12 protein-coding genes are annotated in these 15,082 nt (G+C 64.2%); 6 read left to right on the forward strand and 6 right to left on the reverse strand.

What is annotated here, in order from left to right; translation table 11 throughout:
* Nucleotides 1-15: 15 nt before the first annotated feature.
* Entirely contained in the window at nt 16-618 is a 603-nt protein-coding gene (locus tag AC1MCA_RS12985; RefSeq protein WP_479797874.1) for a TetR/AcrR family transcriptional regulator, read from the reverse strand.
* Nucleotides 619-701: 83 nt separating this feature from the next.
* On the opposite strand from AC1MCA_RS12985, the gene AC1MCA_RS12990 reads away from it, so the two are divergent.
* The 6 genes from AC1MCA_RS12990 to AC1MCA_RS13015 all read left to right on the forward strand — a co-directional run bounded on the left by AC1MCA_RS12990 (nt 702) and on the right by AC1MCA_RS13015 (nt 7,659).
* Nucleotides 702-1,481, forward strand: coding sequence for an SDR family NAD(P)-dependent oxidoreductase (locus AC1MCA_RS12990; RefSeq protein WP_479803387.1), 780 nt, complete (start codon nt 702-704; stop codon nt 1,479-1,481).
* Nucleotides 1,482-1,666: 185 nt separating this feature from the next.
* Nucleotides 1,667-2,689 (forward strand): LacI family DNA-binding transcriptional regulator, encoded by a 1,023-nt coding sequence (locus AC1MCA_RS12995; RefSeq protein ID WP_479797875.1) that lies wholly within the window; start codon nt 1,667-1,669, stop codon nt 2,687-2,689.
* A 167-nt stretch (nt 2,690-2,856) separates the two neighbouring features.
* On the forward strand, nt 2,857-4,152 hold the full coding sequence (locus AC1MCA_RS13000; protein WP_479797876.1) for a sugar ABC transporter substrate-binding protein: 1,296 nt from the start codon (nt 2,857-2,859) through the stop codon (nt 4,150-4,152).
* 78 nt (nt 4,153-4,230) lie between these two features.
* On the forward strand, nt 4,231-5,196 hold the full coding sequence (locus AC1MCA_RS13005; RefSeq protein ID WP_479797877.1) for a carbohydrate ABC transporter permease: 966 nt from the start codon (nt 4,231-4,233) through the stop codon (nt 5,194-5,196).
* 46 nt (nt 5,197-5,242) lie between these two features.
* The gene (locus AC1MCA_RS13010; RefSeq protein WP_479803389.1) at nt 5,243-6,085 is read left to right on the forward strand and encodes a carbohydrate ABC transporter permease; all 843 of its coding nucleotides are present in this window, start codon (nt 5,243-5,245) and stop codon (nt 6,083-6,085) included.
* Between the two features lie 47 nt (nt 6,086-6,132).
* On the forward strand, nt 6,133-7,659 hold the full coding sequence (locus AC1MCA_RS13015) for a glycoside hydrolase family 32 protein (protein ID WP_479797878.1): 1,527 nt from the start codon (nt 6,133-6,135) through the stop codon (nt 7,657-7,659).
* On the opposite strand, the gene AC1MCA_RS13020 is transcribed toward AC1MCA_RS13015, so the two are convergent.
* From AC1MCA_RS13020 to AC1MCA_RS13040, 5 genes are all read right to left on the reverse strand, one after another.
* Nucleotides 7,640-7,843, reverse strand: coding sequence for a hypothetical protein (locus AC1MCA_RS13020; RefSeq protein WP_479797879.1), 204 nt, complete (start codon nt 7,841-7,843; stop codon nt 7,640-7,642). The genes AC1MCA_RS13015 and AC1MCA_RS13020 overlap by 20 nt on opposite strands.
* A gap of 13 nt (nt 7,844-7,856) precedes the next feature.
* Nucleotides 7,857-9,188: a phenylacetate--CoA ligase family protein gene (locus AC1MCA_RS13025; RefSeq protein WP_479797880.1), complete on the reverse strand. Its 1,332-nt coding sequence runs from the start codon at nt 9,186-9,188 to the stop codon at nt 7,857-7,859.
* 222 nt (nt 9,189-9,410) lie between these two features.
* Nucleotides 9,411-10,781: an MFS transporter gene (locus AC1MCA_RS13030; protein WP_479797881.1), complete on the reverse strand. Its 1,371-nt coding sequence runs from the start codon at nt 10,779-10,781 to the stop codon at nt 9,411-9,413.
* A gap of 210 nt (nt 10,782-10,991) precedes the next feature.
* Nucleotides 10,992-13,385, reverse strand: coding sequence for a bifunctional salicylyl-CoA 5-hydroxylase/oxidoreductase (locus AC1MCA_RS13035; RefSeq protein WP_479797882.1), 2,394 nt, complete (start codon nt 13,383-13,385; stop codon nt 10,992-10,994).
* Nucleotides 13,386-13,394: 9 nt separating this feature from the next.
* Nucleotides 13,395-15,053 carry an AMP-binding protein gene (locus tag AC1MCA_RS13040; RefSeq protein ID WP_479797883.1) on the reverse strand — a complete coding sequence of 553 codons (1,659 nt, stop codon included), beginning with the start codon at nt 15,051-15,053 and terminating at the stop codon, nt 13,395-13,397.
* Nucleotides 15,054-15,082 lie beyond the last annotated feature (29 nt).

Genomic DNA, 15,082 nt, shown 5'->3' on the forward strand with positions numbered 1-15,082 from the left:
TCTCTCCGCAGTGGATTAGGAAGCCGGTACCCGCAGCACCGCGACGGCCGCCTCCAGATACGGCACCGGATCGGGGTCGGTTCCGGCGGCCCACTGCATCCACGCCTCGAGCGTCGCCCCGAGATACGCGGCACACAAATACCCGGCCACATCTTCGCGAACACCGGCCGCGGCCAGGTAGGCCCGGGCCACCTCACGCTGCGGTGCCAGGGACGCGTAGCTCTGGCTGCCAAGTTCGGGGTGTTCGGCGATGAGGCGCAGCCGGCCGCGCGTCACCGCGAGATCGGGCAGCACGGCAACCCCCGCAACAGCCGCCTCACGCAGCCCCGCCAGGATGTCGCCGTCGGCGGCTGATTCCGGGTCTGCGCCCAGAACCCGCGCGGATGCCTCGACCACGGGCTCCATCCCTCCCCAGATCAGTTCCGCCTTGCTGGAGAAGTACCGGTACAGGCTTTTGCGGCCAATACCGGCCTCGCGGGCGATGTCCTCCATGGAGGTCTGCTCATACCCGCGCTCGGCGAAAAGCCGCAGCGCGATGGCGGCAACGGCGTCGGGATCGATGGTCACCGGCCGGCCCATGGAGCGTGGCGGGGCAGCGGTCACGGCTTCCGAAGGCATGCCACCAGTATTCACCCTTACATAATGACACAGGGTGTCATAAGGTGGTTGGCATCAGCTCCATCAACGTTTGGAAGGACATCATGGGCAACGAAGCCGCATGGCAGGAGGCCGTCACCAACGGCCGTTTCGCCGGAAAAACAGTCATCGTGACGGGCGCCGGGTCGGGCATCGGGCTGGCCACCGCGCTGCGCATCGCCAAGGAGGGCGGCAAGGTCATCGCGGCCGACATCAGCAAGGAGCGCCTGGACAACCTGGTCGCCGAGAACGCCGGGCTGGACCTGGTCCCCGTGGCCGGCGACATCTCCACCGAGGAGACCGTTGCTGCCGTCATCGCTGCCGCCGCCGGACGTGTTGACGCCCTCGCGAACGTGGCCGGCATTATGGACAGCTTCGCCCCGATCCACGAAGTGGACGACGAAACCTGGGACCGCGTCTTCCGGATCAACGTCACCGCCCTCATGCGCCTGACCCGCGCCGTGGTGCCGCTGATGCTCGACGCAGGGACAGGCTCCGTGGTCAACGTGTCCTCCGAGGCTGGCCTGCGCGGATCCGCCGCCGGCGCCGCGTACACCGCGTCCAAGCATGCCGTCATCGGCCTCACCAAGAACTCGGCCGTGATGTACGGGCCGAAGGGCCTGCGCTTCAACGCCGTGGCTCCCGGCGCTACCATCACCAACATCGTCGCCAACTGGGGATCGCAGCTGGCGGCCGAGCGCCTCGGTCCGCTGATGCAGGTCAACATCCCCGCGCCCGCCACCTCGGCGCAGCTCGCCGCCTCGATCACATTCCTACTGAGCGACGACGGCACCAACCTCAACGGCGCCGTCCTGGCGTCCGACGGCGGCTGGTCGGCCCTGTAGGGAGTGGCACTTAAGGGGCGCGGCACTTGGCAAAGCGGGCGACGGCGGGAGGTTCCGCCGTCGCCCGCTTCCGTTTGTGATGCCGAGGATTTTCGAGCGATTGAGCCCAGGCCCTTGACAGATGCAAAACGTTTTGGCTACTGTGATCAACACAACAAGCAAAACGTTTTGCAAAGGACGGGTCAATGGCGACAAAGATCGGCATCCGGGAAGTGGCCAAAGCCGCCGGAGTTTCAGTGACCACGGTTTCCCACGCCCTCAATGAAGCCACCAGCTCCAGGGTCAACCCCCAGACCCAGCAGCACGTGCGCGCTGTGGCGAAGGATCTCGGCTACGCACCCAACAGGCTCGCCAGTGGACTGCGCAACCAGAGGTCGCAGATCCTCGGCCTGGTGAGCGACGAAATCACCACCACCCCTTTTGCCGGCGCGATGATCCGAGGGGCCCAGGATGCCGCCTACGAACGCGGCTACGTGCTGATGGTGGTCAATTCCGGGCTGGACAGCGAACTGGAACAACGCGAAATCCGCATGCTCCAGCAGCACCAGGTGGACGGCATCGTCTACGCCAAGATGTACCACCAGGGAGTTGTGCTTCCGGAGGAACTGGACGGACTGCCCACAGTCCTCCTCGATGCAGTCTCCTCCGATACGTCCGTCTCCTCTGTGGTGCCGGACGAGATCGCAGCCGCCGAGGCGGCCGTGGAAACCCTGATCAGCGCGGGCCACACCCGGATCGGAATGATCAACAACGTGGACGACATCCCGGCAACCCACGGCCGCCTGGAGGGATTCCACGATGCGCTCCGCCGGCACGGCGTGACACCTGATCTGCGGCATATCACCGCCGGGGTGGCGGACACCGCGGGAGGGCGCGAAACGGCGCTGGCTCTGCTGGCGCTCCCGGACCGGCCGTCGGCTCTGTTCTGCTTCAGCGACAGGGTGGCAATGGGCGCTTACCAGGCGGCCTCGGCGCTGGGGCTGCGGATCCCCGAAGATGTCTCGATTGTCGGAATGGACAACCTGGAGCTCATCGCCGACGCCCTGTGGCCAGGGCTCACCACGGTGGCGCTGCCGCACTACGAGATGGGGCGCTGGGCAGTGGTCCGGCTTCTCAACGATATCGAAGGGTCAGGCGCGCCGGCGGTCCAGGAAAAGCTTGCCTGCCCGGTGGTCCACCGCGGTTCGGTAGGCCCTCCACCGCTCTAAGCCCGCTCCAGGACCTGCGCAGACTGCCAGGAATCCAGCCGTTAATACCCAAAACACGTCACGAACCCCGTTTCCGGCAAAACAAGGGACGCAGCCGTTGCACCGGCTACGCCCCTCACGGACACGGGCTACTCATCCACGCACGAAATCAGCAGAAAGACTCAACCATGAACAAGCGATTCACCCGTATCCTGGCCACCAGCCTAGCGGCAGCTTCACTCCTGGGCACCCTGGGCGCCTGCAGCAAGGGAAGCGCCTCATCCTCCTCGGAGGGCGCCAACGAAATCACCATGTGGACCCACAACGCAGGGAATCCCGAGGAGCTGAAGGCCATTGAGGATGTCGTTGCCGCCTACAACAGCAGCAGCGACGCGAAGGCCAAGGTCAAGGTCCAGGCTTTCCCCCAGGATTCCTACAACGACTCAGTGGTGTCTGCCGCATCGGCCGGGAACCTCCCGTGCATCGTGGACATCGACGGTCCCAACGTTCCCAACTGGGCCTGGGCCGAATACCTTCAGCCCCTGAAACTGTCCGCCGATCTCACCGGCAACCTCCCCAGCACTGTGGCCAAGTGGGAGGGGGAAACCTACGCGGTGGGTTACTACGATGTCGCCCTGGCCATGATGGCCCGTGCCTCGGACCTCAAAGCAGCCGGCGTGCGCGTGGCCACCATCGAGGAACCGTGGACCGCCGTCGAGTTCGAGGATGCGCTCAGCAAGCTCAAGGCCCTGGGCAAATGGGAACACCCGCTGGACATGGGAACCGCCGGCACCGGTGAATGGCTGCCCTACGCTTACTCGCCCCTGCTGCAGTCCTTCGGCGGGGACCTCATCAACCGCGATGGCTTCCAGTCAGCGGACGGCGTCCTCAACGGGGATAAAGCCGTTGAGTGGGCCGGCTGGTTCCGTGGCCTTGTGGACCAGGGCTTTATGGCCCAGAAGAGCGGAAAGGACTCCACCCAGGACTTCCTGAACAACAAGAGCGCCATCCTGTACACCGGTTCCTGGGCCGCGGATAAAGCCAAAGCCGCTCTTGGCGATGACCTGGTGGTTATGCCCACCGTGGACCTCGGCAACGGCCCCAAGATCGGCGGCGCGTCCTGGCAGTGGGGCGTGACCAGCGGCTGCGAAAATGCCGAGGCCGCCATGGACTACCTCTCCTATTCCCTGAAGCCGGAGAACCTCGCCGCCGTGGCCAAGGCCACCGGCACCATCCCCGCGACCAACGACGCCGCCGCACTGATCCCGGCCTTCGCCGAAGGCGGCGCCAACCGCATCTTCATGGAGTTCTCCCGCAACTACGCCGTGATGCGGCCGGAGACCCCCGCTTATCCGTTCATTGCCACCGAATTCGGCAAGGCAGCCCAGGACGTCCTTGCCGGAGCCGATCCCCAGGGTGCGCTGGACAAGGCAGCCAAGGCAATTGACGCCAACATCAAGTCCAACGGCGGCTACCAGAAATAGCCAGCGATCAGGCGGTACGACGACGGCGGGCACGCGCCGCCGTCGTCCGTACCCCCGATCCTCCCCAAGGAGACTCGCATGACACTCAGCCCACTCCCCACCCGTCCACCCCAGGCCGTTACCGAACCGGCCGTTGAAAGCGGCCCAACCCGCCCCCGCCGATCACGCCCCGGCTTCCTCCGCGACCAGATCAGCGGCTGGGGCATGATCGCCCCTGCGGCCGCCCTACTCCTGCTGTTTGTGTTCCTGCCCGCAATCATGGGCTTCGGCCTGGCCTTCACCAACGCCCGCCTGATTTCCCCGCGGCCCGTGGAGTTCGTGGGCGCGGACAACTTCGCCCGGCTCTTCGCCGATCCCACGTTCTGGCGCGCATTGCTGAACGTCACGTACTTTGCGGTGATCGTGGTGCCGGTGCAGTCCGCCCTGGCCCTGGCCATGGCCCTGCTCATCAACAAGAAGTTCCGCGGCGTGAACTTCTTCCGCACCATCTACTTCCTGCCGGTGGTCACCTCCATGGTGGTGGTATCGCTGCTGTGGATGTTCATGTACCGCCGGGAAGGCCTGATCAACGAGATGCTCTCCACGTTCAGCTTCGGCCTCATCCAGGGCGCAGACTGGCTCAACGACCCTGCCACGGCCATGCCGGCCATCATCGCCCTGTCGATCTGGCAGGCGGCCGGGTTCCACATGATCATCTGGCTGGCCGGGCTTCAAAGCGTTCCAGGTGAGCTGTACGAGGCTGCGCAGCTGGACGGCGCCAGCCACTGGCAGCAGTTCCGGTTCGTCACCTGGCCAGGCCTGAAGCACACCCGCAGCCTGGTCCTGGTGACCATCACCATCCAGGCGCTGGGGCTCTTTGACCAGGTCAGCGTGATGACCCAGGGCGGTCCCCTGGATTCCACCACCACCATCATCTACGAGGCAGTGCGGTCCGGGTTCAAGCAGCAGGAAACCTCCTACGCCTCGGCCATCTCGCTCGTATTCTTCGTCCTCGTGCTGCTGGTTTCCGCAGTGCAGCGCTACCTGACCCGAGAGAAGGACTGACGTGAAACCGACCTTCATTTCCACGAACCTGACCAGCCTGGGGACCATGGCTGTACGCATCCTGTTCGCCGCCGTCGCCGTTTTCCCCATCGTGTTCATGCTGGTGTCCTCCCTCAAACCGGACCAGCAGATCTTCGGTGACATGTCCTCCGTGGCGGCCTTCCTGCCGATCGGAAACATCTCCTTCGACAACTACGCCGCGGTGTTCGACCGAGTGCCCGCCGCCCGTTTCCTGATCAACTCCATCGGAGTCTCGGCGGTGACGGTGGTGCTGGGCATCTTCGTCAACAGCCTCTGCGCCTTCGCACTCTCCCGCATGGAGGTCCGCGGCAAGCGGATCGTGTTCAGTGCCATCCTCGCCACCCTGATTGTGCCGTTCCAGACCCTGGCACTGCCGCTGGTGTGGTGGGTCAACCAGCTGCCCTACTTTGAGCTGGACGGATTCAGCCTGGAGTTCTCGAAAGGCTGGCTGGACACCTATCAGGTCCAGATCATCCCTTTCATTGCCAATGCGTTCTCCATCTACCTGTACCACCAGTACTTTGAGTCCATTCCCAAGGAACTCGATGAAGCGGCCCGGATCGACGGCGCCGGGTGGTTCAAAATCTACCGGCAGGTGGTCATGCCCCTCGCCGGTCCGGCCACGGCCACAGTGGCCATCCTGACGTTCCTGCCCGCCTGGAACTCCTACCTCTGGCCGCTCATGGTGGTCCAGTCGGAGGAGCTGCGGCCTGTGATGATCGGCATCCAGTACTTCTTCCAGCTCAACGTCTCCTGGGGCGAAGTCATGGCGTACGCCTCGCTCATCACCGTGCCCGTGGTGATCCTCTTCATCGCTTTCCAGAAGTCCTTCATCAACAGCATCGCCTCCAGCGGCGTCAAGGGCTGACGCCCGCCATGACCTCAGCCCTCAGTTCGAAAGAAGAACCCTCAGCCATGGCATCAGGCCTCACCATAGACTCCCGGTTCCGGCCGGAGTACCACTTCACGGCAGCGCGCAACTGGCTGAACGATCCCAACGGACTGCTCTACTCCAACGGCGTCTACCACCTCTTCTACCAGCACAACCCGCACAGCGCGGACTGGGGCAACATGTCCTGGGGCCATGCCACCTCAGCGGATCTGGTGCACTGGGACGAGCAGCCGGTGGCCATCGGGTGCGACGGGGAGGAAGCCATTTTCTCAGGCTCCGCCGTCGTGGACGTCCATAACACCAGCGGCTTCGGAGCCCCGGGCACCGCACCGCTGGTGGCCATCTACACCAGCGCCTACTCCGAAGGGTCCCCGCTGGCGGGACGCCAGGCGCAGTCCCTCGCATACAGTGTCGACGACGGCGCCACCTGGCTGAAATACGCGGGGAACCCCGTGCTGGACCGGGCGTCTACGGAGTTCCGTGACCCGAAGGTCTTCTGGTACGACGGCGGGGCGGAGCGTTACTGGGTCATGGTGGCGGTGGAGGCGGTGGACCGCGAGGTTCTCCTCTACAAGTCCCGGGACCTGGTGACCTGGGAGTATCTGAGCACCTTCGGCCCGGCCAATGCCACCGGCGGAGTATGGGAGTGCCCGGACCTTTTTGAACTGCCGGTCGAAGGGGAACCCGGCACCTCCAAGTGGGTGCTGGTGGTGAACCTGAACCCCGGCGGGATTGCCGGGGGTTCCGGCGGCCAGTACTTCCTCGGAGAGTTCGACGGCGTCCGGTTCCGTTCCGAAAGTACGGTCACCGAGGGGATGCAGCAGGACGGCAGCAGGATGGGGGAGTACTGCTGGCTCGATTGGGGCCGGGACTACTACGCCGCCGTGTCCTTCAGCAATGCTCCGGACGGACGCAGGCTCATGATCGGTTGGATGAACAACTGGCAATACGGCGCGCTGACGCCCACCGGCGGCTGGCGGGGCGCCATGACCCTGGTACGGGAAGTCACCCTTGTCCGGGAGTCCGGGCAAGCGGGGCTGGCCGGGAAGGTGGTGCTGAAGCAGCAGCCGGTTGATCCCTTTGCGGGAACCGGTGATGTTGTGTGCGCCCTCGCGCCGCAGCAGCTCTCCGGTTCTTACCCTCTGACCGTGGAGGGTCCCGCAGATGTGCTGCGGATCGATGCCGAGTTCATGCCCGGCACGGCAAACGAGGTTGGCCTGGTGTTGCGCGAAGGCCCCGGCGAGCGGACTGTCCTGGCCTACAACGTCGCCGAAGGGGTGCTTCGCCTGGACCGGACAGCCTCCGGGGAGACCCGCTTCCACGAAGACTTTGCCTCCGTGGAGCGGGTCCCCGTGGCGCTGGAGGATGGCCGGTTGCGGCTTCAGGTTTTCCTGGACCGCTGCTCGGTGGAAGTCTTCGCCCAGGACGGGTTGGTTACCATCACGGACCAGATCTTCCCCAGTGACACAAGCACGTCCCTGGCCGTTTTCGCCGAGGGTGAGGGCGCCGCCCTGGTGAGCCTCGGCGTCGTCAGCACTGCTGGTCGATGAGGTGCTCATATTCGAGCGCCAGGCTGGTGACGGCAACCGCCACACTGGAGAGGGCAGTGCGGACGTTTGCTGACACGCAGGGAGGAAGATCCTGTTCCTCCGCAAGGCTTTTCAGTGCGGTGTAGACGTGCAGCAGGCGGCTTTCCGCTCGAGTAAGCGGCGTGCCCAGGAGATCCGTTTCCATAGTGCTACTTTCCTTAGGCATTGGCGCCCCTGGCGTCGACCAGGCGTTTTGCCTTCAGTTCAAAGCGGGGGAGGGAGCCGGGTTCTGCTCGTTCCAGAATAAAGCGCAGGCCCTCGTGGGCATCAGCCAGGCTAGCGGACATTTCCCGGCTCATGGCCGCCCAGATGTCCGGGGTGACAGAGGGTGCAAGTTCAGTCGCGAGGATGATTTCATCACGGATTCCCTCGCGGATGATTTTGACCTGGAATTCCTCCACGGCCGGGAAGGTGCGAACTATTCCTTCGACGGCGCGCATGTAGACGTTTGTGCCGCGGACCAGTTTCATGTCGTCCACCCGTCCCAGGATGCCGCCCTCATACAGGTCCCAGGTCCTTCCGTTGGCGGCGGTGGAGGCCGGCACCTTGACCACCTTGTCGGCGGTCCGGTACCGGATCAGCGGGATGATGCTGCGCCCGAAGGATGTGCTGACGCGCTCGCCGGCCTCGCCATAAGGCAGTTCCAGGCCGGTGTCCGGATCGATGACCTGTTCAATGAAGTGGTCCTCGATGATGTGGCAACCGCCGGGCTGGTTAGCCGGCTCAAACATGAAAATTGAGGAGATCTCCGTCATCCCTGCGGTATCAAAGGCCTTTGCACCCCACTGCTCCTCGATAAGGGCCTTGGTTTCGTTGGCCATGGGCTCACCGGAGAGAATCAGTGTGCGGACAGCCCCGCCCCTCAGGTCGAGGCCGAGCGCGGCAGCCTCCTGGGCCAGTCGCAGTGCGTAGGTCGGTGTGGATGCAACCACAGTGGCGCCGAAATCGAAGATCTGCTTGATGCGGGCGGACGTGCTCTGGGCTCCGCCGGGGATGGTCAGTGCGCCGAGTTTTTCCAGACCGTTGTGCAGGCCCCAGAATCCGATGAATGACCCGTAGCCGAACGCCACGTAGCCGATGTCATGCGGACGGACACCTGCGCCCCACAGCGCGTAGCACCACATCTCAGCTGACCATGACCAGTCTTTCCTGGTGTCCAGCGCGCGAAGGGGCGTCTTTCCGGACGTTCCGCTGGTGGTGTGGATCCGGATCGCGGCGTCCGCTCCTGCCACGGGAAGATCGCCGTAGGGCGGGTGCTTTTCCTGGCTGTCCATCCAGTCCTCGCGGGTCAGGAAGGGGATGCGCTCGATGTCTTTCCAGGACTGCAGCTGTTCGGGGTCAAATCCGTTCTGCCGGAAGGACCTCCGGTAGAACGGACTCCGGGCATCCGCCCAGGCGGTCAGCTTCTGCAGCTTTGCGAGTTGCAGCTGCCGGAGCTGGTCCCGCGGCATTGTTTCGGTCTTGGGATTCCAAAATTGTCCGTGGTCCACGACGTTCCTTCCATGAGTAGGTCTCTGATCTCATATAACCATTCCATTGCGATCGTCATGTAAAGGCGATGTGTCGGGCACGTTTCCTGGCCCAGGAACTGGCGGAAGAGGACGTATTGGTTACGCGGGGCCGATGGGGCCGGGGGGTTAAAGCAGGATCGGACGGAGCGCCTGGGCGCACCGTCCGATCCCTGCTGCAGGCAGCTTTTCAGGCTGCGTCCGTCATTGTTTTGCGGTGGAAGGCTCCAGCTCGTCCGAGGCATCTGTGACGATGCCAGGCGTTGAGCCTGGCGTTCGGGGGATCATTGCTACCGCGCCGGCGGCCAGGAGTGCCACGAACGCGAAGACGATGAAGTTCCACTGGAAAGGAAGTTGGGCAGAGCCGATCCAGCCGCCGATCAGGGGTCCGGAAATCGCTCCGATCCGGGCAAAGGAGAGGGCCCAGCCGGTGGCTGTTGCCCGGGCATAGGACGGGTAGTAATCGGCGACCCAGCCGGTGAGGACAAGGGATGTTGAGATTGAACCCACCCCGGCCAGGGCGACGAAGACGTAGTTGATGAAGATGTTGTTCGGGAACATCAGCAGCAGAATGCCGACGCCGCCGATGGCGTAGAACATGACGAGGATGAGCTTCTTGCCGTAGACATCGGCGGCCTTGCCCAGCACCATGCCACCGATGGCCGAGGCGAGGCTGAAGACTGCGAGGAACGTCAGGGATGAGCCCAGATCGTAGCCGGCCTTCCGCATGATGGTCGGCAGCCAGGTGTTGAGGCCGTAGACCAGGACCATGCCGCAGAACAGGGAAACCCAGAAGAAGACGGTGGGCCGGATGTAGTCGCGGGAGAACAGGGCCATCAGGGACTGCTTCCACCCCACCGGCTTCAGGGCTGCCCCGGCAACCGGTGCCGGAGCCCAGTCGTTGTCGATAAACGGCGTGACACCCAGCTTGCCTGCGAGGCGCTGGGCCTCGGCGCGGCGGCCCTTGCTCATCAGGAACTCAAGGGACTCCGGGAGAATCCAGGCCAGGATCGGGATGAGGAGGATGGGAATGAACCCGACGCCGATCACCCAGCGCCAGCCGAGCGTTGGCAGCAGGGCAAGGGCCACCAGCGCTGCGGCGAGGATTCCGAATGAGTAGCCGGAATACATGATGCCGTAGTTGAAGGACCTGCGTTTGGGGGCTGAGTACTCGATGGTGAGGGCGGCCGCCACGGGGATGATGCCGCCCATGCCCAGACCTCCCAGGAACCGGAACAGGCCGAAGATTTCAGGGGTGGATGCCAAAGCGGCGCCCAGCTGTGTGGAGGTGAAGATCAGCACAGACAGAAGCAACATGTTCTTGCGGCCGACGCGGTCTGAAAGAGTGCCGATCGTCATGGCACCGATCAGCATACCGATCAGGGCGTAAGACCCCAGGCCGCCGAGCTCCAGCGGGCTCAGGTCCCATTCCTTGTACTCGGCGAGGGCGGGGATGATGGCGCCGAGAACGCCAACATCGTAGCCCTCCGCAAGAATGGCCAGCCAGCAGGCGAACAATACGCGGTTGGTGGTTTTCGGTGGAACGGGCCATTGGGTGTGATTCAACGCAGCCATGAAAATCCTTCGGTGGTTGTGAATGGTGACTGTGGCGCTGGTGGATGGACGTAGGTCTGAGACCTTGCAACCCTTGTGAGTGACGTCCGTTATGTAATGAACATAACGGACGTCACGGAAATGCGATAGAGCTGTCGGCAAAGACTTGCAGAGTTTCCGCGGCGGCAATCACGCCGAAACAACTCATCGCGGAGCCGCTGATTCAGAGCTCTACTGGGCGAGGACCGGCTCGGCAGCTGAGACGCCCGGCGTCCACCGCAGGTGCCCGTCCACGGCGATGGCGTCAGGTTCCTTGAGCAGGGACAGCCGCGGGCGCACGGCGTCGGTACGGCCGCTCGGGGGCTTGCGACGGCCGGCCTTGAACTGCGGGATCCACTGGGAACCCGGGCCCTGGTATTCCTGCTCCGCGGCGGCGTGGAGGGTCCACTGCGGGTCGTACAGGTGGGTGCGGCCCAGGGCCACGAGGTCAGCCCTGCCCGCGAGCAGAACGGAATTGACGTCGTCGTAGGTGGAGATGGCTCCGACGGCGATGACGGCAACGCCTGCCGGGGCGGCAACTTCCTGCCGGATCCTATCGGCGAACGGCGTCTGGTAGCTCCTGCCGAAGGCGGGCTTTTCCTCCTTGGCGACCTGCCCGGTGGAGACATCGATACCTGCCGCACCATGATCGACAAACGCCTGGGCGATCACTATTGCGTCGTCCGAGGTGTTGCCGCCCTCGATCCAGTCGGTCGCCGAGATACGCACAGTCAAAGGCTTCTGCGACGGCCAAGCCGCACGGACGGCGTCGAAGACCTCAAGCGGGAAGCGCAGCCTGTTCTCGAGGCTGCCGCCGTACTCGTCGGTGCGCTGGTTGGAGACGGGGGAGAGGAAGGACGAGAGCAGGTAGCCGTGGGCCGCATGGACCTCGAGCAGGTCGAACCCGGCCGCGGCTGCCCGCTGTGCTGAAGCGACAAAGTCAGCCTTGACGCTCTCCATTTCTGCCTGGCTGATCTCCCGGGGGATGTGGTTTCCCGGGCCATAGGGCAGTGCAGACGGACCGACGGGCTCCCAGTTGCCGCTCTCCAGGGGCTGATCGATCCCTTCCCACATGAGCCGGGTGGAGCCTTTACGGCCGGAGTGGCCGAGCTGGACGCCGATTTTCGCCGACGAACGGGCGTGGACAAACTCAACAATTGATTTCCAGTTGTCGCGCTGTTCGTCGGTGTAGATGCCCGAGCATCCGGGGGTGATGCGCCCTTCAGCTGACACGCAGACCATTTCGGTCATCACCAGGCCTGCACCGCCGAGTGCCTTGGACCCGAGGTGGACCATGTGGAAATCGCCTGGCATACCGTCCACGGCGGAATACATGTCCATCGGCGAGACAACCACGCGGTTCTTGAGCTCCAGCCCGCCAATCCGGAAAGGCTGGAACATCGCGGGGGCGATCTCCGCCAAACCCTGGGATTCGGCGAAATTACGGTCCACTGTCTCCGCGAATTCGGGGTCGCGCAGGCGCAGGTTCTCCTGGGTGATCCGGCGCGAGCGGGTGAGCAGGTTGAACGCGAACTGCGTGGGCTCCTGGCTTTTGTACTGGCCGATCCGTTCGAACCACTCCAGCGACGCCTGGGCGGCGCGTTGGGTGGATTCGACGACGGGGCGGCGCTCGGTCTCATAGGCCGCGAGGGCGGCTTCGAGGTCCTGGTGCTCGTGGAGGCAGGCGGCCAGAGCGAGGGAGTCTTCCATGGCCAGCTTGGTGCCGGAACCGATGGAGAAGTGGGCTGTGTGCGCGGCATCGCCGAGGAGCACGATGTTCCCGTGGCGCCAGCTGCGGTTTTTGACGGTTGTGAAGTTCAGCCACTTGGAGTTGTTGGCCAGTATTTCGTGGCCGGCAAGTTCATCGGCGAAGATGGCGCGGATCTTGCTGATGGCCTTCTCATCGGACATCCCCGGGGCGAACACGTCGCCTGCGGTCTCGTCGAAGCCTGCGGCCTCCCAGACGTCAGGCGACATTTCCACGATGAAGGTGGAGCCTTCGTCGGAGTACGGGTAGCCGTGGATCTGCATGGTGCCGTATTCAGTGTCCTTGACGAAAAACTTGAACGCCTCGAAGACCTGGTCGGTGCCCAGCCACATGAATTTGTTGGGCCGGAGGTCCAGGCTGGGGCCGAAGGACTCCGCGTAGGTTGCCCGGATCTGCGAGTTGATGCCGTCGGAGGCGAGGACCAGATCGTAACCGGCTTCCAGCTCGGCGATCGGCGGAGCGGGGGTGCTGAACCGGACGTCCACGCCCAGTTCGGCGCAGCGGCGCTGCAGCAGTTCAAGCAGCTCTTTGCGACTCATGGCAGCGAAGCCCTGTCCGCCGACTGTCAGGACTTCGTCTCGGAAGTGGATGTCGATGTCTGACCAGCGGGCAAACCGCCGGCTCATGTATTCGGCAACCACGGGATCGGCGTTGCCAATGCCGCCGAGGGTTTCGTCGGAAAATACGACGCCGAAGCCGAAGGTGTCCGAGGCGGCGTTGCGTTCCCAGAGGGTGATGTCGTGGGAGCGGTCCAGCTGTTTCATCAGTGCTGCGAAGTACAGGCCACCAGGGCCGCCTCCGACGATTGCGATCTTCAAGGTCTGCTCCTAGGAGTGGGTGGCGGCTGTGCCGGCCAGCTGGTCGTTGTCGTGTTCGAGGCGCTCGCGCAGCTTGAAGTGCTGCAGCTTGCCGCTGGGGTTGCGGGGAAGTTCAGACGTGAACCGGACGTCCCGCGGGTACTTGTACGGGGCGATGGTCGCTTTGACGAAGTCCTGGATCTCCTTGCGCTTGGCATCATCTGCATCCACGCCCTCGCGCAGGACGATGAAGGCGCAGACCACGCTGCCGCGTTCCTGGTCCGGCCGGGCAATGACAGCGCTTTCAACGACGTCAGGGTGCTGGTCGATTGCGGCTTCAACTTCGGGAGCGCCGATGTTGTAGCCGGAGGAGATGATCATGTTGTCGGACCGGGCCTGGTACGTGAAGTACCCCTCTTCGTCACGGGTGAAGGTGTCACCCGTGACGTTCCAGCCATTGACCACATATTTGGCCTGCCGTTTGTCATCAAGGTACCGGCAGCCGGTGGGGCCGATGACGGCGAGCCGGCCCGCCTGGTTGGGGCCAAGTTCGTTGCCGTCTTCGTCCAGGATGGTGGCGCGGTAGCCGGGGACGGCCACACCTGTGGTGCCCGGCCGGATGTCATCTCCGGCTGCGGAAATGAAGACATGGAGCAGTTCAGTGGACCCGATGCCGTTGACCAGGCGGATGCCGGTGGCGTTGTGCACTGCCTCCCAGGTTTCCTTGGGCAGGTGTTCGCCAGCGGAGACCGCAATCCTCAGGCGGGCGAGGAGCTCGCCCCTGCCGGCCTTGAGGATGGCCCGGTACGCCGTAGGCGCCGTGAAAAGGATGGTGACGCCGGCGGCTGCGGCCTGCTCAGCGAGCTCCACGGGGGCGGCGCGTTCGGTCAGGAGCGATGAGGCGCCGAACCGCAACGGGAAGACCACAAGTCCGCCGAGGCCGAACGTGAACGAGATGGGAGGTGAGCCGGCGAAAACATCCTCGGGGGTGGGCTGGAGGATGTGGCGGGCAAAAGTGTCTGCATTGGCGAGGATGTCACGGTGGAAGTGCATGGTGACCTTGGGCGTGCCGGTGGTTCCCGACGTCGGCCCCAGGAGCGCGACGTCGTCGGCCGCGGTTTCCACGGCGGTGAACTCGCCGCTCTTGGCGGCGCAGCGGTCAACGAAGTCAGCGTCACCGGTACCGCCGTACGCGGCGACAGTGACGTCGTCGCCGGCTGCCAGGGCCAGTTCGTCCATAAAACGGTGGTCCGAGATCGCCAGGACGGGTTTGGTGAGCGCAATCAGGGTGGCCACCTCGGAGGACCGCAGGATGGGCATGGTGGTGACAACCACGGCGCCGGCTTTCAGGACTCCCAGCCAGGCCGCGACGATCCACGGGTTGTTGGGGCCGCGGAGCAGGACCCGGTTACCGGGAACCACGCCGAAGTCCTCGGTGAGGACCTGGGCTGCCTGGTTGGCCCGCCTCTGGAGTTCGCCGTAGGTCCAGGTTGTTCCGCCGGGGGTGTGCAGTGCGGGACGGTCCGGCCCGTGCTCTGAAACTGCGTCATCGATAAGCACGGAAGCGGCGTTGAGCTTTTCGGGGTACTGCAGCTCCGGCAACGAGAACTCGAGGGTGGGCCACATGTTGGCGGGCGGAAGGTGGTCACGGGTAAAGGTGTCCACATGGGCTGAGTAAGCAGGTGTCATGGCCACTCCTTTCAGTGCGTCTGATGGGT

This window comes from Arthrobacter sp. BK1, assembly GCF_056680055.1.

What these genes read in the sequence shown, in the direction of transcription:
- AC1MCA_RS12985 (WP_479797874.1), bottom strand. Translation starts at nt 618, where the DNA reads ATGCCTTCGGAAGCCGTGACCGCTGCCCCGCCACGCTCCATGGGCCGG.
- AC1MCA_RS13015 (WP_479797878.1), top strand. Translation starts at nt 6,133, where the DNA reads ATGGCATCAGGCCTCACCATAGACTCCCGGTTCCGGCCGGAGTACCAC.
- AC1MCA_RS12990 (WP_479803387.1), top strand. Translation starts at nt 702, where the DNA reads ATGGGCAACGAAGCCGCATGGCAGGAGGCCGTCACCAACGGCCGTTTC.
- AC1MCA_RS13040 (WP_479797883.1), bottom strand. Translation starts at nt 15,053, where the DNA reads ATGACACCTGCTTACTCAGCCCATGTGGACACCTTTACCCGTGACCAC.
- AC1MCA_RS13020 (WP_479797879.1), bottom strand. Translation starts at nt 7,843, where the DNA reads ATGGAAACGGATCTCCTGGGCACGCCGCTTACTCGAGCGGAAAGCCGC.
- AC1MCA_RS13010 (WP_479803389.1), top strand. Translation starts at nt 5,243, where the DNA reads ATGGCTGTACGCATCCTGTTCGCCGCCGTCGCCGTTTTCCCCATCGTG.
- AC1MCA_RS13000 (WP_479797876.1), top strand. Translation starts at nt 2,857, where the DNA reads ATGAACAAGCGATTCACCCGTATCCTGGCCACCAGCCTAGCGGCAGCT.
- AC1MCA_RS13030 (WP_479797881.1), bottom strand. Translation starts at nt 10,781, where the DNA reads ATGGCTGCGTTGAATCACACCCAATGGCCCGTTCCACCGAAAACCACC.
- AC1MCA_RS12995 (WP_479797875.1), top strand. Translation starts at nt 1,667, where the DNA reads ATGGCGACAAAGATCGGCATCCGGGAAGTGGCCAAAGCCGCCGGAGTT.
- AC1MCA_RS13005 (WP_479797877.1), top strand. Translation starts at nt 4,231, where the DNA reads ATGACACTCAGCCCACTCCCCACCCGTCCACCCCAGGCCGTTACCGAA.